The following is a 21,632-nucleotide window of genomic DNA, read 5'->3' as shown; positions in this document are numbered from 1 at the left end:
AATCGGCGGCCACGGCCGTACCGTGGTCGGTGACGGCGTCACCGGGGCCCGCACCCGGCGACGAGACCCGACCAGGAAGGGCCCGGTTTTCATGACCGACACCTCCGCCGATCCGGCCGCGTTCACCCCGGCCAGTACCGAATGGATCAAATCGCACCTCGACCGTATGGACCACCGGGCCCCGGGGGACCGGGACCGGAGCGCCGACGTCGAACCGGCCGCACTCACCGTGGCGGTCCGCCGCCCCTGGTGACCGCGGGGGCGGACGATCCTCTGGGGTTCCGACGGCGCCTGGGTTCGTGGTCAACGCGGCGGAACCTGTGCGCGGCATCGACCCGCGAGGGAACACATGATGACCTAATCGCGGCGCGACCGGCGGCCGTCATGGCCGAATCCGCCGAGCCCGGGCCGTACCGGCCCGGGTGCGGATCTACCCGGTCTGCTCGACGACCTCGACGAACGCGCCGTCGAGCAGCGACGATCCCCGCTCGGCGCCGATTCCCGGCGCCGACGAAATGCCGGATTGATCACCGGGGCTCGGTGACGCCGAGGGTAGTGCTCGGGGGCGGCGCCCGATCTCATTGGTGATACCCGGTCGCCAAGGTGTGGGTCGTGGACCGTGGCCGGGATCATCGGCAGGTGCGGTCTCGATGCCCGGCATACTTCGTGGTCGCACCACCCATGTCGATGTCCTCGGTCGCCGATGGCGGTCGGGAGTCGGCGACCTGGGCGGCGGCGGTCAGTTCGGTGGCAGACGGTGACGAACGTCTGGGTCCGCCGCCGGCCGCACACCCGAAATGTGTTGTGGCCGGCCGACGGACCGACACCCGTCGGTCCAGGCACATCCTGGTTTCGTCGGGCGGTGCCGCGCCTCGGTGTGCGGCAGCCACGACGGTACTCGCGGGGGGCTGCCGTGCCGCAGGAAGACGCTTCACTTTTCGGCGGGGTTCACCGGCGGTCGACGGTCACCGCCCACCTCCCGTGCGGGGCGTGACCAGCGATCGCACCCCGGGCGAGGAGTGCTGCCGGTGGGTTCGCCCGGGATGTCATCGCTGGTTCTGGTCTTCTTCTTCGTCGGCGCCTTCGGCCTGGTTGGGCTGATGGGTCGTCGAGGTGAGGTTCTCCGGGTCGGCGTCGGGATCGGTCGCCGGATCGTAGGGTTTCTCCGATTCGCTGGGCTCGGTGTTTCGGTCGTTCATGATGATCGGGTAACCCCGGAACGGTGGTCGAAACCGGACTACGCCGGATCCGCAGTGCGCGAGCCGGTCGGTTCGCTGCACATCTTGCGCAGATGCGGTGTCAGCGTGCAATTGTCCACACCGAGCCGGAGAAATCACGCCATTTGCGCGGCCACGGGTCACCACCGGAAGGAGGATACGAACATGAGCACACCGGAGGACGACGAGGCGGCCGAATACCGGAAGGATTTGTCGGAGGTGGTCGACGATATCGAGGAGCGAGTCGCCGAAAAGCACCGACCTGAGTCAGCGCCCGACACCGCCGCCGAGCGGACGGACACCATCCCGGACGACGCCGGCGACGAAGCACCCGATTGACCCGGAGTCGCGTGTGCCGGCGCGCGTCCGCGGGCACCCGACCACTGGAAAGTGGCGGAACGCGACCGGGGTCAGTCTGCGCGCTAGCTGACAGGGTGCGGGATACGGCTTCGGCGCGGTCGGCGGCGGTCGGGGCGGTCGGCGGCGCCATGAGTGAGGGAGGGGGTGGGGGAGACCATGACCAGGTGTGAGACCTGCGGAAATGAGTGCGACCTGGCGTTCACTGTCACGCGTGGTGACCGCTCCGCGACCCTCGACAGCTGAAAGGGGCGGACGGATGTGACGCGCATGTGGAGAAACGCTGGTCGGACCGGTCCGCTTTCCGTAGTGCCGCCATCTATGCAGGTGTGGTGATCGCGGTGGCGCTGGCGGCGATGGGGCTGACCGTGGGGTGGGCGGCCACCGGTCGGCGCGAGTGTGCCGACGACGGACACACCCTGCTCTGTTCCGGCCCGGCCCGGATGGTGCTGGCGTTCGTGGCGACAGCAATCTTGCTGCTCGGCGGCCTCGGGGCGTTCGTGGTCGCGTACCGGGTCTGGCGGCGGGTGGCAGCTGGCCAATCTGGCAGGGGCGCCGGGTGGGTGGTGTTGGTGTTGATCTACCTCGGCGTGTCCGCCCGCGCGGCCACCTCCTAGAACGCACTGGCCAGCACCTCCTGGAATGGGTGCGCCCCGAGAATCTTCTCGAACTTATGTCGGGTATCCGGCCGGACTGGGGTGGCGTGAATCCTTTTGCGGTGTCGGCTCATGCGCTCGCCCGTTGATTCCCGTTGATTTGGGGTTGCCGGGTCGGGGTAATTGCCGAAGGTATGAATACTCGAGGCGCGATCGTGATGTCAGGAATGTTCGTGGTTGCTCTCGTCGCCGCCGGATGCGGTAGCGACGCGACGGATGAGCAGGCCACCGTCGAGACCCCGCCGTCACCGTCCGAGGCGACGACCGGTGTGGTGGTTCCCGGAGCGGAGGGGGCGTTCCAGCTCCCTGGTGAGGTCGGCGAGGACGACGCGTTCACCTACGATCAGGTCGCCGTTCCGGTGGGCTCGTCGGTGGACGTCGAAGCCGAGAAGGGAGACGGCCGCACGACGGTCACGTTCTCCGCGACCGGGTTGGCACCGAACCGCGACTTCGGTGTGCACGTGCACACCCGGCGGTGCGGACCGCAACCGGCGGATTCGGGGCCGCACTACCAGAACGACGTCGACCCCGCGGCCACCCCGGACAAGCCGTCGTCGGATCCCGCCTACGCGAACCCGCAGAACGAGATCTGGCTCGACGTCACCACCGACCAGAGCGGTAGCGCTCAGTCGTCGACGACCGTGGACTGGGAATTCCGTCCCGATGAGGCCAAATCCGTGGTGCTGCACGCACAACGAACGATGACCGGTCCCGGCCAGGCGGGGATGGCGGGTGACCGTCTGGCGTGCATCGACGAAGACTTCTGAGCAAATGACGAGATCCGGCGGGGGATCCCACCGCCACCATGGTGGACCCCGGTGCCGGGGTTCGGCAGGACCGACGGGGACGAGCGGCCGCGCCGTACCTGAACGTTTGTGTAGATGGCAGGTGCGGCAGCCGTGTGCTAGAACTGGTCGGGCATTCGGCAGTGACGTGACTCACATTCACGTCGGCTCCGGGATCATCCGCCGGTACACCGGCGCGTCCCGGCCGATGCACGAGAGCGAAGGACAACGCATGATCGAGGCCACTGCAGAATCACCACTGAGCCCGCTTCCCGCCCCGACCCGTCTGACACCCCGCCGGCGCCTTGATGGTCGCGAACTTCTCGCCACCGCGAAGGGCATCCTGATCGCTGCCCGCCGCTGCAGTGACGCCCGGGCCTTCGACGAACTTCTCGACGTGTCCCGCCGTCATCACCTGACCGTGGTCGGTGCTGCCCGGAACCTGGTCGACCTCGCTGCCGGATCCCCGTCCTCTCGGTGTGCACCGGACGCCGTCCGGTTCGACGAATGGGAGCAGCTCCTCGCCCAGCTTCCCCCGCGCCCGCACGCACACGCGAGCTGACGCGACGACACTCTCCCAATGCGGTGGCGAAGTCGAATCCCCATCAGCACCACATCGAAACCGACCACGCCTATGGCGTGCAGATCCACTCCCACACCTTCCGCCGTGCTGCTGATGATGTCCCAGCTCCCGAGAGTCACCATGTCGCGTTTAGCCTCGCGTGCCGAGCGTCGTGAGTTATGGTCCGCCCCAGACCGGTATCTGGATGCTGCCGAACGCTGCTGAATCGGTGCTCAACGTCAAGGAGTAGAGATGCCCGAGCGCGGCCCTACCTCGTCCGCTGTCCCTCCGCCGAACGACGCCTCCAAAACGCACCTCGTCCGGTGGGCGATCGACCGCATCAACGCCCACGACGTCGACAGCCTCCGCAACTACTTCTGGGCCGCCGACTCCCTCGTGCACTTTCCTACCGGGACATGCCGTGGAAGCACCGAGGTCGCCACCTATTTCAACCAGGTCTTCGACGCCGTCGCCGACTTCGCCTTCGAGATCGTCTCGATCGCCGAGTCCGGCGATGACGTCTTGCTCCACTGGCACGTGTCCGGCCAGCACGTTGGCACTTTCGTGGGCATCGCCGCCACGGGGCAGCGAATCGAGTTCGACGGATTCGACCATTTCGTCATCGTCGACGGGAAGGTCGTCACCAACACGGTGCGCTACGACCAAATGGAGTTCGCCCGCCAGATCAAACTTCTACCGCCCGACGGATCGATTGCGGACCGCGCATTGAAGGCCGCCTTCAATGCCAAAACGCGTGTAGTGAGCATGACCCGCCGACGCTAGCTCTGTATAACCAGGGGCCCAGGCGTCTCGGGTGCAGGTCATGCCGCAGGCCCGACCTACACCGAACCCAAACCGGGCTCCGTACCTGCGGGCGAGAGGGGTTCACCGACCAGTGGTCGCCACGACGACGTTCCCGCCGTGACGGGCGAGTCGGCGGACATCGCGTCGTCGCGCTACGGCATCGACGGTCTCGACGGGTTCGGCGGTCCCGCCCGCCCGCGCGCCGTGAAGTGATGTCCCCGGTGCCCGTTACCTCATGATCGACATTGGACGTCTGAGCGGCCACCGTGCCCCAGCAGCGTAGTCCAGGTAAATCTTGGTTGCGGCGTCGTCGCTGGTCTCCCGCAACCACCAGCCGTCTCGGCGAGTCGATGGCGCACCAGCCCTCGTCACAAACCAGGTCCGTATCGTGCCGGTGGTCGGAGACCAGCTGATCGGGGCGGTTGTGCTCTGCTGGCCACCGCTGTCGAGGAGGGCCGGGGCCCGTCCTCGATCAGCGGCATACCGGCCGACGGCTCCTCTCTGTCTGCTGCCGGGCCCTGACCGGCCGACCTCACTTCAGGTGCCGGGCGAAGAACCGATTCCCGGCGTCCCCCTCGAACTGCGGGACGCCGGTATGCCCGCCCATATTGGCGTGCAGCGTCTTCTCCTTGGAGCCGAAGGCGTCGAATAGGTCCAGGGCCGATTGCCGGTCGTTTCCTGCGTCATCCCACTGCAACAGGACCTGCAGTGGAATGGTGACCTGCCGGGCCTCCTCGAACATGGTGCGGGGCACGACACTTCCGGCGAACAGGAGGGCGGCCGAGATGCGTGGCTCGACTACCGCCAGCCGGATGCCGATGGAGATCACCCCTCCCGAGTACCCGACCGGGCCGTCGATCTCGGGCAGCGAAAGGACGGCATCCAAGGTGGCCCGCCATTCCGGGACCGCCCTTTCGACCAGCGGGAGGACGAGCCGGTCGACGACCTCGTCGTCGACCGGCTCGCCGGCCGCCAGTGCCCGGCGCAGGTCGGCGCGGGCCTGCTCGGCGGCGGCGGAACGGGGCCGGTCACCGCTGCCGGGAAGCTCGATGGTGGCCGCGGCGAAGCCCTCCGTCGCGGCGTGCATGGCCCGCGCCGCCAGGCGGGGATACATCATGTGCAGTCCGCCGGGGTGGCCGGCCAGGATCACCGGCACCGGCGTCGGCGCGGATGCGGATTCGGGCGTCCACAGGATGCCGGGGATGTCGCCGAGGGTGAATGTGCGTTCGAGGACGCCGTCGTCGAGGCGTTGTTCGGAAGTGAAGTGCATTGTTGTGCCTTTCGGGAGTGCTCGAAAACGGCGCTCCCGGGCGGCCTATCGCCCGGCCGTGACCCTGGAGGGGAGCACCCATGTCGATACTGCGTTCACGGGTACCACCTCCTCGTTCTCTTGCACGGCCTCCGGAAAAGTAGCAGTGGTCGCCGTGATCCGCCAACAGGTTTTTGGGAGGCTGCGAGATTGGATGCCACGGAGCCAGTACCGTGCCTGTCCGGATAGACCGAGTTCTTCATCGAACCCACACCGGGGACGAAGTGGCGTCCCCCGAGCATGCCGACGGGCCGGTCCGCCTGCGTTTCGTAAGCGGATGCCCAAACGGAACCGAGTCGGTGCGGGCCGGCGCATTGTTGCGCCAGCGACGCCTAGACGATATGGAGTGACGCACGACTTGTCGTGAGCTCGCTCCCGTTGCGGCGGGACGTCCCCTCGGTCCGATGAAAGGGTGCGCCCGGCGCGGGGGACGATCTCAACGTCGTTCATGCTCGCTGCGCTGCGCGTGCTCCACGTTGACATCGCCGGCCTGCGCCGGGCGGGTCAGCAGTAACCGAGGGACGCCCCCCCGAAAGGAGCCGGTAGAGCGCTCTTGCGGGCCGAGGCCTCACGCACAAGATTCGTGGGTTACCGAGCAGACGAACCTGCCTGCCCGGCCTATCCGACAATTGTGGGAGGCCCCGGTGTTTACCGAGCGTACGAGCATTGGACTGGACGTGCACGCACGTTCGGTCGCGGCAGCGGCCATCGACAGTCTCACCGGTCAGGTGGTCCAGGGACGATTGACCCCGTCCTATGAGCACATCCGATCCTGGATATCGAGCCTGCCGGGGCCGGTAGCAGTTGCGTACGAGGCCGGCCCGACCGGTTTCGGACTGTATCGGGATCTGGCCGCCGCCGGCGTCCGGTGTGAGGTTGTCGCGCCGTCCAAGCTGCAGAAACCATCCGGGGACCGGGTCAAGACCGACGCCCGCGACGCTCTGCACCTGGCCCGGTTGCTGCGCCTGGACGAGGTCATCTCGGTGGCGATCCCCAGCGTCGATCAGGAAGCGGCCCGGGATCTGGTGCGGGCCCGGGAGGATTGCCGCGGGGATCTGATGCGGGCGCGTCACCGCCTGTCGAAGCTGCTGCTTCGGCACGGCATCGTCTACTACGGCGGCCGAGCATGGACCGGAGCGCACGACCGGTGGTTGCGCACCGAAGCGGCGCCGCAGTTGATCTTGCCTGCGACACGGATGGCGTTCGACGCCGACTACGACCATGTGCTCACGATGCAGGCCCGACGTCGGCGACTCGATGCCGCGATCGAGGAGATGGCCGCGGCGAGTGAGTTCACCCCGATTGTCCGCCGGATGTGTTGCCTGCGCGGGGTCAGCACCTTGACCGGTTTCGCGTTGGCGGTGGAAATCGGTGACTGGAATCGGTTCACCGGCAACACCATCGGTTCGTTCGTCGGATTGGTGCCCTCGGAGTACTCGTCCGGTTCGTCCCGGGTGCAGGGATCGATCACCAAGACCGGCAACACCCACGCCCGACGGCTCTTGGTGGAAGCTGCCTGGCATCACCGGCCGCGCTATCACATCGGGGCAGTGATGCGGTCCCGGTGGGAGCAGGCACCGGCCGCGGCCCGCACCCGAGGCGACGACGGCAACCGTCGCCTGCACCAGCGGTGGGTGGGGTTTCTCGAACGCAGCAAACGACCCGTGACAGCGAATGTGGCCATTGCGCGGGAACTGGCGGGCTGGTGCTGGTCTCTGGCGGTGATGGACTGCTGACGGTCACCCCCCCTGATCTGCTTCGCCGACGAGCTCCAGTGGTGACGGCGCGTGGATCGACCCGCGACACAACTATGAGCAGGCCGTCGAGGCCGACGCTCGACCCTAGACACGCGGATGCGATCCAGCCGAAAAACCGTCCTGCGGTAACCAACCCGCGTATATCAGTCTGACCGCGCGTCGCATATCGACACGCTCACCACTGGGACCTGTCGATGAAGTGCAGAGGCGCCTCCAGGGTCGCTCCCCGGAGGCGCCTCACTCTGCCCTCTTGACAGACTCCTCTACATATCAGTTGTACTGACCACGGACGTTGGTGACGGCGTGGCGAGGTGACATAGAGAAGACCTCCGAGTGAAGTGCGAGCTGTCTAGGAACGCATCACTCACTCAGGAGGTCTTCGTGGTCCACCGTAATGCCCCGTTGTCCGAAACGGGTCGCCTGCGCCTTGCTCAATATGTCGTTGATGATGGGTGGCCGCTGCGGCGGGCTGCTGAACGGTTCCAGGTCGCGGTCACCACCGCAGCACGCTGGAGCGCTCGTTACCGCGCCGAGGGGCCGGCCGGGATGGCCGATCGCAGCTCACGGCCACATCGCAGCCCGAACCAGACCCCGACGCGCACCGAGCGGCGCATCATCAAGGTCCGCGTCATCCGCCGCTGGGGTCCGGCCCGGATCGCGTATCTGCTGGGTCTGAATGTTTCGACAGTGCACAAGGTCCTGAGCCGGTACGGGTTGGCTCGACTGCGGTGGCTCGACCGCCCGACCGGACGGGTGATCCGTCGCATGCACTCACCGCACTGCGGCGATCTCGTTCATGTCGATGTCAAGAAACTGGGCAAGATCCCCGCCGGCGGCGGATGGCGGAAGGTCGGTCGCTCGGCAGGCAGCCGCAATGCCCGGGCCGACAAAAGCAGCGGCGAGGTCGACAAGTACTACCGTCCGGTCCGCGGCTACCACTTCCTGCACACCGCGATCGACGCACACTCACGGTTGGCCTACTCCGAACTGTTGGGCGACGAACGCAAAGCCACCGCCGCCGCGTTCTGGCTACGCGCCAACGCGTGGTTCACCGAGCACGGCATCACGGTCGAAAAGGTGTTGACCGACAACGGTTCCTGCTACCGATCACACGCGTTCCGAGACGCACTCGGTGAGATCAAGCATCGCCGAACCCGCCCCTACCGACCCCAAACCAACGGCAAAGTCGAACGCTTCCACCGCACTCTGGCCGACGAATGGGCCTACGCCCGCCTCTACACCAGCGACCGCGAACGCTGCGACGAGTTCCCGCGATGGCTGCACACCTACAATTACCACCGAGGCCACACCGCACTCGGCGGCCAACCACCCGCCACCCGCGTACCCAACCTCCCAGGTCAGTACACCTAGTAGCCGATCGAGGGCAGCCACGAGCCCTGCGGCTGGTTGTAGAGCCCGGTCGTCATCAGGGTCGATTGCTGGACGAGCTGCAGCCCGGCGCCGAAGCACCAGGCCATGAGTCGGGTATTGCGTGAGGGTACGAGGAATCCGAGTCCGGTGTACTCGTCGGCGCCGGCCAGCAGTGCGATGATGTCGTCGTCGGCGTTGCCGACGGCATGCCAGGTGTAGCCGAAACCCGTCGCGTAGCCGGTGATCCGGCCGCCGCGCTCGACGACGCGGGCGGTACCGATATTGACCCAGTGCTGTAGCTCGCCGTGGCGGTCGTGGCCGTGCACGTGCCGGCAGATCTCGTCGCAGGCGGCGATGTCGTCCGGTGTCGCCGGGCGCACGACTGTGCCGGGAATCCCGGACCTGGGTGGTGGTCCCTGGAAGACGGACAACAGCTCACGGACGGCGAAGCCGAGTTTGGCGTACAGGGAGAAGGACCGGTAGTTGTACGCCGTCTGTACCAGCCGGACGCCCGCGACCTCGCGGTCTCGTGATCGCTCGAGCAGCGCGGTCATCATCGCACAGCCGGCCCCGGCGTCCGGTGCTGTCGGGTCGACACTGACGGGTCCGATGCCGACGATCTGGCCGCGTTCGTCCTGGAGGGCGCTGCCGACGATGTGGCCGTCGCGCTCGGCCACCAGGCCGTAGATGCCGTCGGTGTTCAGCATCGCCTGGATCTGGAAGTCGGCGAATTCGGGGGTGCCCGCCTCGATCGGAAAATGGTGGCGCGTGGCGAGCGTTTCGAAGGCGTCGAACATGAGGCGCCCACACACCTGGGCGTCGTCCGGCGACGCCTCGCGGATATGCAGCTCGGTCATTCCCCTCTCGGCCACTCCTCTATTGTCGCGCTTGCGCTGCCGTCGGGTGTCCCAATGCCCAATCGGTGACTGCTGGATCAGCGCCTCCCACGTCTAGGCGCAATTCCTCGTCCAAATGACGCAAGTTGCTCATACGATCGAGGCAGGGTACGGGAGGAATCATGAATCAGAACCAACCATTCGTGCTGGAACTAGCGATGCGCGTCGCACAGTTGCATCGCGCTGGCGAGAGCAGCAAGGCGCTGTGGCTGCGGAAGCAGCGCCAGGCAATGGCAATCGACGACGATCAGCTCAAACGGGCACTCGCTGTGCTCTACGGTCTGCCTGACCAGTCACCCGAGAGGCCCACACTCACTACGGCGACCTGAAGCAGCAAGCGAGCTGACCTCCAAAGAATCGACCCGATCGAGAGCGCGCAACGTGCCGCAAGCGGATCGCCTTATGGCATGCAGTCCGCACCGATCGGTTACATCGCCGGATTCCACGCCAGCTGTTCCTCTACGATGTACGGACTGCTGACTATCCATCCGGGGTCTCAGGGCACGGTCTGGAGGGCCCTGAGCATCTGAATATCCCTTGGGCGCACAGGATGACGAACCGAGGAGCACGTTGTTGCCGTTCGCGACAGAATCGACGAAGACCTACGAACCCACCCGGCGGTGAGGCTTGCGAGCGAAGCGGTCCCATTGATGCACCGCACCACGGCCGGAGAGCGATTCGGTCCAGTCCGGCTCATCGAGCGCGACTCCGATGTCGTCGTCGTGTTCGCCGCAGGTACGACGCATTGGGCGGTTCTTGTTCAGCCAGGGAGCGATTCACCGAAGGCATCCCTCATCCTCGGGATACCCAATCCCCGCGTTGGATTCGGTCGCTCGTTTCGAGCGTCGTACCTGGAGCGGTTGAACGTCCATCAATGGGGCAGAAACCGAATACGCCGGAATGGGGCCACGGCCGGGTGAAGTTACTGGTCGAGTGCAGTCTGCTGTGGGCCGGTGCCTGGTGTCCGGTGTCCGGTGTCCGGTGTCCGGTGTCTGGTGCCTGGTGCGACAGAGTTCACGGTGTTCGCGTGCTGTTCGTGAGTAGTTTCTAGAGTATGGACAATGAGGGACCCAGCCGAACAGCGCTCGTGACTGCTTACGCCCGTGCCTATCATCAAATTGTTGACCGGCCACGGATTCTCACCGATCCACTGGCGGCACGTCTGCTGGGTGTCACTGTCGATGAGCTGACCGAATTGGTCCGGTCCGCAGAGGATCATCCCGGCAGCGGTGTGGACTCGGAAATCTTGCGGCTGGGTGTCAGTGATCGATCGCGCCGCCTGTTCTTTGCTGCTCGTGCCCGTTTCGCCGAGGATCGCGTGGCCGAAGCCGTCGCTGCCTGCGTGCGACAGGTCGTGATCCTCGGCGCGGGCCTGGACACCTTCGCCTACCGCAACCCGCATCCGGACCTGCGTGTATTCGAGGTCGACCATCCCGCTACCCAAGCATGGAAACACCAACGCCTCGCCGCCTCCGGCATCGACCAGCCCGAACGGTTGACCTTCGTGCCGGTCGACTTCGAAACCGACACACTGGGAACACGATTGGAGGCCGCCGGATTCATCCGGACCGATCCGGCCGTATTCGTGTGGCTCGGTGTCGTCTTCTATCTGACCCCCGACGCCTCCCGCAGCACCCTCGAATACATTGCTCGCCAAACCGAGCCGGTCGAGGTGATCTTCGACTATCTGCAGTCCGCAGACACCGATGAGGAACGTGCACAGCTGCAAGCGCGCGCACGTCGAGCAGCAGCTGTCGGCGAACCCTGGTTCAGCTACTTCACTCCTGACGACATGGCCGCAGAATTGCGGGCGCTCGGCTTCACCGACATCGAAGACTACTCCGCTGCGGACCTCATCGCTGGGTACCTCGATGGATCAGCGGAATTCGAGGGCGAACCACCCCAGGCGCTGCGCTCGGTCCGCATACTACGGGCGAGCCGCTGAGGGTTCCCCCTCAGTGGGGCATCGTCAACTTGGCTGATCGACGCGGACGCTGGGAGAATCGCTGGCCGTGGCCATGGAAGCGTCGTTGTACAAGGGGCACCGGTATCCGGTGGAGATCATCAGCCATTGTGTCTGGCTCTACCACCGCTTCGCATTGAGCCTGCGGGACATCTCGGAGATGATGCTCGAACGCGGCGTCGTGGTCTCCCACGAGACGATCCGCCGATGGTGCGCCAAGTTCGGACAGGATTTCGCCAACCAGCTGCGCCGGCGGCGACCCCGGCCCGGAGACAAGTGGCATCTGGACGAGGTGGTCATCCGGATGAACGGCACGCAACACTACCTGTGGCGCGCCGTGGACCAGGACGGCAACGTCCTCGACGTGCTGGTCCAGTCCCGCCGAAACGCCGTGGCCGCGAAGAAGTTCTTCCGCAAGCTCCTCAAGAGGCAGTGCGCGGTGCCGCGGGTGCTGGTCACCGACAAGCTCGGTAGTTACCAGGTGGCGCATCGGGAGGTGATGCCGTCGGTCGAGCACCGGCGGTCGAGGTACCTGAATAATCGGGCGGAGAACTCCCATCAGCCCGCGGCGACGCGAGCGGGCGATGAAACGGTTCGCCTCGCCCGGTCAGGCGCAGCGGTTCCTCTCGGCGTTCGGCGGCATCGCAGGACACTTTCAGGCTCGGCGACACCTGCTCACCGCGTCCGAATGGCGACGCGAGATGACCGACCGATTGGCCGTGTGGAACGAGGTCACCGGTGTCTCTGCCGCAGCCTGAACGATGCGACTCCGACAGGACCCTCACTCGGCCTCATACTCCCGGATCCAGCCCTGGGCCCAGCCAAGTTGACGATGCCGTCTGCCCGGTGGGGCGCACTCTCAAGAAGGCGGGCGGGCCACATGCGCCGGTCCAGTGATCCGGTGATCCGACATTCCGTGCGCGATCAGCCATGCTACCAATCCGGTACCACGGTGGTAGCATTTGGGTATGAGTACACAGATTGCGGTGCGGTTGCCGGATGAGATTGTGGCCTTCGTCGACGGTGAGGTGCGCGACCATCGGGCGCCCAGCCGGGCCGCCCTGGTGTTGCGGGCGCTCGAGCGGGAGCGGCGTCGACAGGTCGCCGCCCGGGATGCCGAGATTCTGTCCCGGGCGCGCGGCGGGGACGACCCGGACGGCCTCGATGACCTCGCCCGGCATGCCGCGGGTCTGTTCAGCGATCTCGACTGATGCGGCCGATTCACGCCGCGAAGCTGGACAAGACGCGGCCGGTGCTGGTGTTGACCCGGGAGTTGGTGCGCCCGCACCTGAGCCGGGTGACGGTGGCGCCGATCACCGGCACCGTGCGGGGACTGTCCACCGAGGTGCCGGTGGGGCCGGCCAACGGGCTGGAGAAGGAGTCGGTGGTCAGTTGCGACAACATCGTCACGATTCCGGTGTCGGCGTTGGGGCGCGGTCTCGGGTTCTTCTTTCCGTCGCAGGAGGCTGCCCTGACCACAGCGATCCGGGCCGCGTTCGACCTGGAATGACCAACCCCCTGGTGGGACAGCTGACGCACAGGCAGGTTCGGTGTCACCGCCAGGAGGTGTGGTGGTGACTCAGGGGTGAACAGTTCGCGCTGTTCGCAGCGGGGGTCGAGGTGATCGGGAGGTCGATTCACCCGTGGGATACATGCCAACATGTCCCCGTATCAAGATCCGGTTCGCAGGGTGCTCGACCGCAGCCTTCCGCCGTCGATGATCCCGCCGCCCCCGACGGGATGGGGCACCCGCTAGTGTCGGGCCGGTGCCGGTTCATGACGTCGACGCGTTGCTCACCCATGTGAGGTCACTCGACGAGGAGCGGCTTGCCGCCCTCTTGCGCCGGCGGCCGGGGGCGTTGTCGTTGCCGTGGCCCGCGGACCTGACGGAGCTGGCCGTCCGCCTGGGCAGCCAGGAGTCGATCGTGCTCGCCTACACCCGCCTGCCGCGGCCGCACACCGAGGTGCTCGGCGCCCTCACCCTGGTCGAGCAGCTGGGGCTGCCGGTCACGGCGGCCGGGGCGTCGACGTGGCTGGGCAGCGACCCGGACACGGTCCAGGCATTCCTCGACGACCTGCACGAGCGCGCCCTGACACTGGTCACCGCCGACGGCGAAATCAGCACACCCGCCCAGTTCCCGTCGGTGGGGGTCGGTCTGGGCCCGCCGGTGCGGGTGCTGCTCGAGGAGACCACCCTTGCGGCGCTGCGCGGAGTGGCCGCGGCACTGCAGCTGCGCGGGGACGGGGCCAAGACGGTGCTGGTCGATCGCCTCGCCACCTTCTTCCGTGACCCTGCTGCGGTGCGCACCCTCGTCGACGGGGCGCCGCCGCGGGAGCGGGAGCTGCTCCTCGCCTGCGCCGAGCAGGATGCCGCGATCGAATACTTCCCGCCGTACCTCGGGTCGCACCGAGCGGGCGCGCGAGACCAACCCGGGGACTGGGCGGTCGCGCGCGGGGTGCTGTGGCCGAGCTACGACGGCGCCGCCTACCTGCCGTTGGAGGTGTCGCTGGCGCTGCGCGCGAAGGAGTGGCGGCTGCCGTTCCATCCGGAACCGCCGCTGCTCGCGGATCATCCGGTGCCGGCCGAGCACGTGGACGCCGAGGCCGCCGCGCGTGCGCTGCGGATGATCGAGCGGGTCACCGCGCTGGTGGATACCGCGACGACCGACCCGATTCCACTCATCAAGTCCGGAGCGGTGGGACTGCGGACGCTGCGCACCGTCGCGAAGAACTGGGACGTCGAGGTCGACGAGGTGCGGCTCGCCGTGGAGCTGGCCCAGTCGACCGGGGTGCTCGCCCCGGCACCACCACCGCCGCCGGCGAAGAGCCGGGGGCGTAAACGGCCGCCGCCACCCTCGCCCGGCCTGATCCCCGGTCCCGCAGCACCCGGCTGGCGAGCCGCCGACGCCGCGACCCGGGGACGCGCCCTGATCGACACCTGGTGGCAGTCGGACCGTTCGGTGCTGATGGAGGCGAGTGCGGCCGCCGAGCTGGGCGAGACGGCCGTGTACCGGCACCTGCGTCACGAACTGATCGACGTGTACGCCACGGTGGTGGCGCCCGGCCGGGGAGTGTCGGATATCAAGGACCTGGTTCCCGTGCTGGGCTGGCGCGCCCCGCTGATCGGGGACGACATTATCGGCGACGTTCTGACCGCGGCGGTGCGCGAGGGAGAGCTGCTCGGTCTGCTGGCGCTGGGCGCCGCCACCGCGCTGGGCCGCGCCCTGCCCGCCGGCACCCTCACCTCTGTCATGGCGGAGCTGTTGTCCGGCGCCCACACGTCCGCGGTGATCGGTGCCGATCTCACCGCGGTGGTCCTCGGCCCGCCGGCGACCGCCCTGTCGCGCCTGCTGGACGGTGTCGCGGACCGGGAGTCCCGCGGGGCGGCCACGACGTGGCGGTTCACCCCCGGCAGCATCCGGGCGGCGTTCGATCGGGGCGCCGCCGCCCAGGATCTGATCGGGGAGCTGGAGTCGATCGCGCCGGCGGGCCTGCCGCAGGCGTTGGAGTACCTGATCGGTGATGTGGCCCGCACCCACGGGCAGCTGGGGGTGATCGAACTCGGGTGCGCGATCGTCGCCGAGGACCCGACGCTGCTGCGCGAGCTGGTCGGCAACCGGAAACTCGGCAAGCTGGGACTGGCCACCCTCGCCCCGACGGTGCTGGCCTCCCGCACAGGCGCCGACACGACGCTGTCCGCGCTGCGGGCGGCCGGCTATGCGCCGGTGGTGCGCGAGGTGGACGGCAGCGTGCTGATCTCTGCGCCGCCGAACCCGGACCCCGCCGACGTCGACGGCCCCGACCTCGACCTGGCCGCCATCGGGGTCCCCGCCGCCGATCCCGACCGGCATGCCCGCCACCTCACCGCCACCGCCGCCGCACCATCCGAACCCGCCGGGCAGTTCCCGTCCTTCGCCGCGCTGCGCGGCCGCGGAGACGCCGAGGCGATCTGGGAACTGGTGGCCGGCGGGCCCGCACACCTCACCCATGACGGGTACACGCACCTGGTCCACAGCGCCAGGCTGCACGGGAACACGCTGACCGCCTGGAGCGCCACGACGGAACGGTACGAGGACTTCCCGGTGGCGCACATCGCAATTTCCGGACCACCCGGGGCCGGCCGCTGAGCGCACCCCTGTCGCAGAAGAAGCCAGGGCTGCCCCACTCAGCTCCACGGACAGCACAATGAGAGTCGGGTTGGAGTTGGATCGGCTGTGGCTGGCCGATTTTCGACGTCGACGTTGTCCGGATCGCGGCGCAGCCGATGTGGCTGTGTGGTTCAGATGGGCAGCGCACGCACAGGCATGTCCCGGACCTGCTCCTCGCACATGCTGATGGTTCACCGTCGTGGACGTCAAGCCGGAAGGGTTCGTTCGCCGCGACGAGGTACGGCGGGTGTTTGCCTGGACGGAGCGGCTATGTGTTTCGCGGGGGTGGTCGTACGAAGTGTGGACCGGAGCGGATTCGGTGGTCCTGGCGAATCTCCGCACTATCGGTGCTGCCCGCCGGAAATGGTTGATCGATCCCGCGACGGTGGCGGCCGTGGAACCGATCGCGGTGTCCGGAATAAACGCGCGCCAGTCCACACGTTCTCCTGACGGAGGGCGTTGTTGTCGATTGCGAGGGCCGTTTGTCTCTGGGTTGGCAAATACGCCGGCTCCGCGGTGGGGGGCTACGGGCTGATTGCGTCTGCGACGTTGGTGGCCGGGAGTTGCGGGTATCGGTCGTGCAGCGGCGACGAGTCGAATGTCATGTCGGCCGTGTCCATGTAGAGGGCGAGTTCGGCGAGTCGCGCCGGTGCGGTCGGACAGAGGTGGCCGGTCGCAGCGAGCGCGCGCAACACGAGTCGGGGAACATGCCGGGCGCGGACAGCATTGTCGCCGATCCGATTTCCGAGGATTTTCGTAAGTTCGACGAATGTGAGGTTTCGGGGCCCGCCGATCTCGAACAGTTGGCCACGGGTGCTGGCGTCGAGTGCGGCCAGTTCGATCAGCGCGGCGACGTCGTCCGTGGCAACGAAGTTGATCGGGTTGTCGCCGCGACCGAAGATGACCGGCCGACCGGATCGACCGGTGGACTGCGCGAGAAGGTCGAGGTATAGCTCGGCGAAGGCGGTCGACCGGACGATCGTCCACGGGACGCCGCTGGTGTGCAGGTAGTGCTCGGCGACCGCCTTCATCCGGAACAAGCCGATCGGATGGTTGGCAGTCGTGCCGATAGCGGAGACGAGAACAAACTCGGCACCTGCGGCGCGTGCGGCGTCGACAAGGTTGATGATGCCGTCGCGGTCCACCGACGCCGGGGTCACCCGGCCCGGGCCGGTCAGTCCGTGCACCGCCGAGATGACGAGGTCCACGCCGTCCGCAGCCGGTTGCAGTGATGTGGCATCACGGACGTCACCGGTCACGGTCTGTACACGTTCGGCGGCGAGGCCGGTCGCGGCGGCGCTTGCGGGATCGCGGGTCAGGACGCGGACCTGGTGTCCGCGCGCGGCGAGCCGGTGCACGACCAGCGAGCCGAGGCGGCCGGTGCCGCCGGCGACGAGGATGATCATCGGGCACCGACTTGCGTGTGGACGGTGGGCTCGACTCCGTCGGGCGAGTCGTCGACCGGTTCGAGGTAGAAGCGACTCCATTTCGCGCGACCGTCGCGGACACCGAACACGATCACTCCGCGCATCAGATGCGGGCGCCCATCGCGGCGGGTGCCGGCCATCTCCCACTCACCCCAGATGGTGTCGCCGTCGACCACCCAGCGCAGCACCCTGGCCCGTACATCGGGCACGCCGCCGAAAATCTCCGTCCAGTTACGTCGCACCTGCTCGCTGCCGGTGAATCCGCGCGCCGGATGCGCCGGCGTCTCGTTGAGATAGTCCGACGCGAAGCAGTCCACTACTGCGTCGAGATCATGTGCGTTGACCGCGTTTTCGAGTCGGCGGAGCATCGCCAGGGTGGGGTCGGGCTCAGGTGTCGGCATCTCGCACTCCGTCAAATTTTAGATACAGTGTGGTGTATCCAATATGAGGAGTATCCGCCCCGATGACCGACCCAGTCAAGACTCCGCGACGCTACGACGCCAGCCTCCGACGCAGCCGGGCGCGAATGCGCCAGCAGAAGGTGCTCGACGTCGCGCGGGAGATGTTCCTGCGTGATGGCTACGCCGCCACGACCGTGGCGGCGATCGCCACCACAGCGGACGTCTCGGTCGAGACGATCTACAAGACGTTCGGTGGCAAACCCGGCCTGATCCGCGAGATCCAGGCCGCGGCACTGACCGGGACCGGCCCCGTGCCGGCTCCGCAGCGTTCCGACCATATGTCGGCCTCCGAGCCCGACCCCGAGGTCGTGCTTCGGAATTGGGCAACCCTGGCCACCGAGGTTGCACCTGCGGTGACGCCGATCATCGGGCTCGTCCGCGACGCCGCAGCGACCGATCCGGATATGGCCTCACTGCTCGACGACATCAATACCCAACGCCTCGCCCGGATGACGCACAACGCGCGACGTCTCCGCAGCCACCTGCCACCGACGATCTCGCTCGAACATGCCCGCGACGTGCTGTTCACCTACACCGCGCCCGAAATCTACGAGCTGCTCGTCCTCGCCCGACATTGGAGCGTGGAACAGTACGCCGAGTTCATCTATCGCGGCATGGCCACACAGTTGCTGCCCCCGTCCGACTGACGGACATCCATTCCCGCCATTGACACCGAACCCAAACCGGGCTCCGCAGCTGCAGGCGACAGGGGGTCACCGACCCAGTGGTCCGCCGGGGGCTCGGGTTCGGGCTCCAAGAATCCGCCCGGACATGGATCCGCTAGCGGTGAAGCGCGGTGCGCGGTTTGCGGCTGTGAGCAGGCGGCGCCGCGGCCCGCATGGCATCCTCGAGGAATGGCACGAACGTGGTGGTCGGTGACGGTGGAGCTGCTCGGCGGGCGCGGCGAGGAATTGTGGCCATGGCCCGGCCGCGTCTTCGCGGTCGGACCGTCGCATACCTTCCTGGATCTCGCGAATGCGATCAACGACGCCTTCGCCCGGTGGGACCGCTCGCACCTGTCGATGTTCACCCTTGCCGATGGACGAATGGTCACCGACACGGAGACCGGGGCCGAGATGGTGGAGTCGCTCGGCGGGCCCATCACCGAGGCGGTGAACATCGAGTCGGCCAAAGTCGCCCGGCTCCTGAAGCCCGGGGCGGAGTTTCAGTTCACCTTCGACCTGGGTGATGACTGGACCCACCGCTGTCTGATCGGCGGCGACAAGGTCGACCCCCTGGAAGTGCTGGGGATCACGCCAGGGAAGCCTCTGCCGTACTGGGGGTGGGGCGCCATCCCGGATCAGTACGGGCGCCGGTGGTCCGACGACGACGGGCAGAGCCGAGCACCGCGCAGACCGAGCCATCCGCACCCGATGCTGCTGCACGCGTGGCCCGCACAGGACCGGGTGCCCGCACTCGATGTGTCCGAGCTGCGCGCCGCTATCGCGGCAGCAGATGCCGCCCGGTTCCTCGCCGCGGTGCGGGGACATGACGTCGACGACGCGCTGCAACAGGTAGGGGCCGGAATACCGATGGCACTGAAGCAGCGACGGGAGCAGGCCGAGCCGGTGGCGGTGTCGGTCATCAACCGGCTGACCTGGCGCGCCGGCGCGGGTGACGGGGTGCTGGCGCAGGACCTGCTCGCGTGTCTGCGCGGCGAGCCGCTGGCCGGGCGGGTGGTGCCGGTCGACCTCGAGATGCTCGGTGCCGAATTGGAGGGGGGTCTGGGCATGTCCACCGGTGGCTACGTCGACCTGCGCACCGGACAGGTGTACGACGCCAGCAGTACTGATCCGATGATGGTCGGCGAGGACGCCGCCGTCGACGTGGAGACCGAGCCCGACCGGTGGCTCCGGTTCGACCGCACCGGCTCGCGGGACGGGTGGCGGGACATGGCGGCCTTCGCCGAGCGGCAACACGATTCGGCGCTGCGGGAGCGGCTGGAGCAAGCGATCGAGGGCAAGGGCGCGTTCGGCCGATTCCGGGACCTCGTCCACCAGGAGAGCCTCGCCGAACAGTGGTACACCTTCGCCACCGATCGCCAACTGGGTCGTGCCCGCGAGTTCCTCGCCGACAACGGGATCCGCGTGGGCTGACGGGCATCCCACGCCGTGCCACCTGTCTCCCTCTCACGCGACAGCGACCGGTGAGCCGCGGATGTTCCCGCGGAACCGCAACTGGCGGGCGTACCAGTTCGCCGACGACCCGGAGTCGGCGGTGACGATCGCATCGTCGGGCAGCCGGGGGGACAGTTCGGCGAACAGCCGCAGGGGGTTGACCGGGTCCGCGTCCACCTGGGCTTGCAATCCCTCGTTTCCCACCAGCGGGCCACGTTCGCTTCGATCTCTTCCCGCCAGGACCGATCGTCCTCACGGGTCAGGTGGGGGATCAGGGCGCGCAGCGCGGTTTTCGCGTCGGCGACCAGGTTGACCGCGTTGGGGTAGCGCGTCGCGATCATGCGGCCGTCGATGTCGATCTGCACGCCGCGGGCCTGCCCGTACGCGGGCAGGAACTGGGTGCAGGGGAAGGACGAGCCGATGGTCAGCAGGGTGTCGCAGCCGGTCATCATCTCGTAGGACGAGCGGGTACCCAGCAGGCCGATGGATCCGGTGACCCAGGGCGCTCAACGCTTCACGTATACGACCTCCCACCTGGGAATGCCGATGCCCACTGAATCGAGGCGTGGACGGTCAGAGCGGCAGCGCATCGTCCGGTTCGGTAAGGCATCCTTCGAAGGTACGGCGTGCACATTCGGCGATCACGTCGGCGACCCTGCCGTGACGGGCCAGGGTTCGGCGTTGCCGGATGGCGCCGTTGCCGTGCTCGAGGACCGCCGCCAACGACCCGGTGACCTGCCCGCACTCACCCAGTTCCACGAGAACGGGCTTGACGTGGGTCAGCAGTTGGTAGATCAGCCGGGGTGCGGGTATTAGACCCATCGTGGTCAGATCGAAACCGTGCCCGCTCAGCCCGTCGCGGGCCGCCCGCCAGCACGCCCCGCGCAGCGCCTCGTGATCAACCGTCGGTGCCGGTGTGCCGCGCTCGATCGCGTCCGCGGCGGTGATGACCAACGCGTGCACCAGGGTGGTCAGGGTCATGGTTTCTTCGACGGTGGCGGGGACGTCGCTGATGCGGACCTCCACGGTCGGCGGATGATCCGCGGCCCGCACGTCCCAAAAAACCATGCGGTTGTCGAGGATCGCGCCGCTCTCGAGCATCTTCGCGAGCGCAGCATCGTAGTGTGCCGCGGAGTCGAAATACGGGGGCGGCCCTGCACTGGGCCAATGCCCGAACAGGATGTATCGCCAGCTGGCGTAGCCGGTGTCGCAGCCGTCGGCGATGGGGGAGTTCGCGGTGAGCGCCAGCAGCGTGGGCAACCACGGTCGTAGATGGTTGATTATCTGTATCGCCTGCTCACGACCTGGCACCCCGACGTGTACGTGGCATCCGCACATCACGCCGGTCGCGAGCGCTCCGAATTGTTCGGCGATCCGCCGATGTCGGGGTGTGTCGGTGATCGAGTCGTGGGGCGGGCTGTACATCGGGGTGCCGACGGCGAGGAGTTGACACCCGGTGCGGGCGGCCGCGTCGGCGGTCACGGCACGGGACTCGCACAATTGGTCACGCAGATCCCGGATGTGCGTGCCGATCGAGGTGGCGGTTTCGATCTGACAGCGTGACAGCTCCGGTTGAAGGGTGATGCCGAGCTCGCGACCGGAAGCGATGACGTCGGTGTTGCTCAGGCTGGGTCGGCCGGTATGTGGATCGACGAGGACGAATTCCTCCTCCACGCCGAGGGTGGGTATTTCATCGCGGCGTGGCTTCGTCGGCACGGTGGTGGTTGCCATCGTGAGCCTCTCGTCCGAGACCCGACTCCATCCGCATCCGACCTGGCGCCAAGCGGTGGTACCGCCCACGT

General features: G+C 67.4%; 22 protein-coding genes and 2 pseudogenes. 16 read left to right on the top strand and 8 right to left on the bottom strand.

The window, feature by feature from the left end; genetic code table 11:
- The first annotated feature begins 91 nt into the window (after positions 1-91).
- Positions 92-253: a hypothetical protein gene (locus RHA1_RS50880; protein WP_157234269.1), complete on the top strand. Its 162-nt coding sequence runs from the start codon at positions 92-94 to the stop codon at positions 251-253.
- Positions 254-430: 177 nt separating this feature from the next.
- Here RHA1_RS50880 and RHA1_RS49840 read toward each other — a convergent pair whose 3' ends face one another.
- Together RHA1_RS49840 and RHA1_RS50875 are read right to left on the bottom strand one after the other, a co-directional pair.
- Entirely contained in the window at positions 431-679 is a 249-nt protein-coding gene (locus tag RHA1_RS49840; protein WP_167540985.1) for a hypothetical protein, read from the bottom strand.
- 367 nt (positions 680-1,046) lie between these two features.
- Positions 1,047-1,199 (bottom strand): hypothetical protein, encoded by a 153-nt coding sequence (locus RHA1_RS50875; protein ID WP_167332378.1) that lies wholly within the window; start codon positions 1,197-1,199, stop codon positions 1,047-1,049.
- 183 nt (positions 1,200-1,382) lie between these two features.
- Between RHA1_RS50875 and RHA1_RS50870 the strand changes: the two genes are divergently transcribed.
- From RHA1_RS50870 to RHA1_RS37470, 5 genes are all read left to right on the top strand, one after another.
- Positions 1,383-1,556, top strand: coding sequence for a hypothetical protein (locus RHA1_RS50870; RefSeq protein WP_157234270.1), 174 nt, complete (start codon positions 1,383-1,385; stop codon positions 1,554-1,556).
- A gap of 290 nt (positions 1,557-1,846) precedes the next feature.
- Positions 1,847-2,191: a hypothetical protein gene (locus tag RHA1_RS37485; RefSeq protein WP_007298566.1), complete on the top strand. Its 345-nt coding sequence runs from the start codon at positions 1,847-1,849 to the stop codon at positions 2,189-2,191.
- A gap of 173 nt (positions 2,192-2,364) precedes the next feature.
- Entirely contained in the window at positions 2,365-2,997 is a 633-nt protein-coding gene (locus tag RHA1_RS37480) for a superoxide dismutase family protein (RefSeq protein ID WP_011599245.1), read from the top strand.
- Between the two features lie 250 nt (positions 2,998-3,247).
- The gene (locus tag RHA1_RS44925; RefSeq protein WP_039951852.1) at positions 3,248-3,577 is read left to right on the top strand and encodes an ANTAR domain-containing protein; all 330 of its coding nucleotides are present in this window, start codon (positions 3,248-3,250) and stop codon (positions 3,575-3,577) included.
- A gap of 252 nt (positions 3,578-3,829) precedes the next feature.
- Positions 3,830-4,360: an ester cyclase gene (locus RHA1_RS37470; protein WP_007298569.1), complete on the top strand. Its 531-nt coding sequence runs from the start codon at positions 3,830-3,832 to the stop codon at positions 4,358-4,360.
- Positions 4,361-4,913: 553 nt separating this feature from the next.
- Here RHA1_RS37470 and RHA1_RS37465 read toward each other — a convergent pair.
- Positions 4,914-5,651, bottom strand: coding sequence for an alpha/beta hydrolase (locus RHA1_RS37465; protein WP_011599243.1), 738 nt, complete (start codon positions 5,649-5,651; stop codon positions 4,914-4,916).
- Between the two features lie 683 nt (positions 5,652-6,334).
- Here RHA1_RS37465 and RHA1_RS37460 point away from each other — a divergent pair.
- Both RHA1_RS37460 and RHA1_RS37455 read left to right on the top strand, forming a co-directional pair.
- Positions 6,335-7,426, top strand: a complete 1,092-nt coding sequence (locus RHA1_RS37460) for an IS110 family RNA-guided transposase (RefSeq protein WP_011599241.1) — start codon at positions 6,335-6,337, stop codon at positions 7,424-7,426.
- 402 nt (positions 7,427-7,828) lie between these two features.
- On the top strand, positions 7,829-8,818 hold the full coding sequence (locus tag RHA1_RS37455; RefSeq protein ID WP_007298571.1) for an IS481-like element ISRhosp6 family transposase: 990 nt from the start codon (positions 7,829-7,831) through the stop codon (positions 8,816-8,818).
- Here RHA1_RS37455 and RHA1_RS37450 read toward each other — a convergent pair.
- Positions 8,815-9,675: a GNAT family N-acetyltransferase gene (locus RHA1_RS37450; RefSeq protein WP_007298572.1), complete on the bottom strand. Its 861-nt coding sequence runs from the start codon at positions 9,673-9,675 to the stop codon at positions 8,815-8,817. The genes RHA1_RS37455 and RHA1_RS37450 overlap by 4 nt on opposite strands.
- 161 nt (positions 9,676-9,836) lie before the next feature.
- Here RHA1_RS37450 and RHA1_RS37445 point away from each other — a divergent pair, with 161 nt between their 5' ends.
- From RHA1_RS37445 to RHA1_RS37420, 6 genes and pseudogenes are all read left to right on the top strand, one after another.
- Positions 9,837-10,043, top strand: a complete 207-nt coding sequence (locus tag RHA1_RS37445; RefSeq protein ID WP_007298573.1) for a hypothetical protein — start codon at positions 9,837-9,839, stop codon at positions 10,041-10,043.
- 725 nt (positions 10,044-10,768) lie between these two features.
- Positions 10,769-11,659 (top strand): class I SAM-dependent methyltransferase, encoded by an 891-nt coding sequence (locus tag RHA1_RS37440; protein WP_011599239.1) that lies wholly within the window; start codon positions 10,769-10,771, stop codon positions 11,657-11,659.
- A 73-nt stretch (positions 11,660-11,732) separates the two neighbouring features.
- Positions 11,733-12,435: pseudogene (locus RHA1_RS37435) on the top strand (IS6 family transposase).
- A 210-nt stretch (positions 12,436-12,645) separates the two neighbouring features.
- Positions 12,646-12,888, top strand: a complete 243-nt coding sequence (locus RHA1_RS37430; RefSeq protein WP_039951845.1) for a YlcI/YnfO family protein — start codon at positions 12,646-12,648, stop codon at positions 12,886-12,888.
- On the top strand, positions 12,888-13,187 hold the full coding sequence (locus RHA1_RS37425) for a type II toxin-antitoxin system PemK/MazF family toxin (protein ID WP_007298577.1): 300 nt from the start codon (positions 12,888-12,890) through the stop codon (positions 13,185-13,187). Before RHA1_RS37430 ends, RHA1_RS37425 begins: the two co-directional genes overlap by 1 nt.
- Positions 13,188-13,443: 256 nt before the next feature.
- Complete coding sequence (locus tag RHA1_RS37420; protein WP_007298578.1) at positions 13,444-15,804, top strand: helicase-associated domain-containing protein; 2,361 nt, start codon at positions 13,444-13,446, stop codon at positions 15,802-15,804.
- 545 nt (positions 15,805-16,349) lie between these two features.
- Here RHA1_RS37420 and RHA1_RS37415 read toward each other — a convergent pair.
- Positions 16,350-17,231, bottom strand: coding sequence for an SDR family oxidoreductase (locus RHA1_RS37415; protein ID WP_007298579.1), 882 nt, complete (start codon positions 17,229-17,231; stop codon positions 16,350-16,352).
- On the bottom strand, positions 17,228-17,653 hold the full coding sequence (locus RHA1_RS37410) for a nuclear transport factor 2 family protein (RefSeq protein ID WP_011599235.1): 426 nt from the start codon (positions 17,651-17,653) through the stop codon (positions 17,228-17,230). Before RHA1_RS37410 ends, RHA1_RS37415 begins: the two co-directional genes overlap by 4 nt.
- A 62-nt stretch (positions 17,654-17,715) precedes the next feature.
- Between RHA1_RS37410 and RHA1_RS37405 the strand changes: the two genes are divergently transcribed.
- Both RHA1_RS37405 and RHA1_RS37400 read left to right on the top strand, forming a co-directional pair.
- Positions 17,716-18,360: a TetR family transcriptional regulator gene (locus RHA1_RS37405; protein WP_011599234.1), complete on the top strand. Its 645-nt coding sequence runs from the start codon at positions 17,716-17,718 to the stop codon at positions 18,358-18,360.
- A gap of 207 nt (positions 18,361-18,567) precedes the next feature.
- Positions 18,568-19,809 (top strand): UPF0158 family protein, encoded by a 1,242-nt coding sequence (locus RHA1_RS37400; RefSeq protein WP_011599233.1) that lies wholly within the window; start codon positions 18,568-18,570, stop codon positions 19,807-19,809.
- 51 nt (positions 19,810-19,860) lie between these two features.
- Here RHA1_RS37400 and RHA1_RS49835 read toward each other — a convergent pair.
- Positions 19,861-20,333: pseudogene (locus RHA1_RS49835) on the bottom strand (thiamine pyrophosphate-requiring protein); the annotation flags it as partial.
- A 70-nt stretch (positions 20,334-20,403) separates the two neighbouring features.
- Entirely contained in the window at positions 20,404-21,561 is a 1,158-nt protein-coding gene (locus tag RHA1_RS37390; protein WP_007300000.1) for a glutamate--cysteine ligase 2, read from the bottom strand.
- Positions 21,562-21,632 lie beyond the last annotated feature (71 nt).

It is taken from the genome of Rhodococcus jostii RHA1 (assembly GCF_000014565.1).
GTDB lineage: Bacteria > Actinomycetota > Actinomycetes > Mycobacteriales > Mycobacteriaceae > Rhodococcus_F > Rhodococcus_F jostii_A.
The sequence above is the reverse complement of the archived record's forward strand: the minus strand, read 5'-3'. Positions and strand labels throughout refer to the sequence as shown.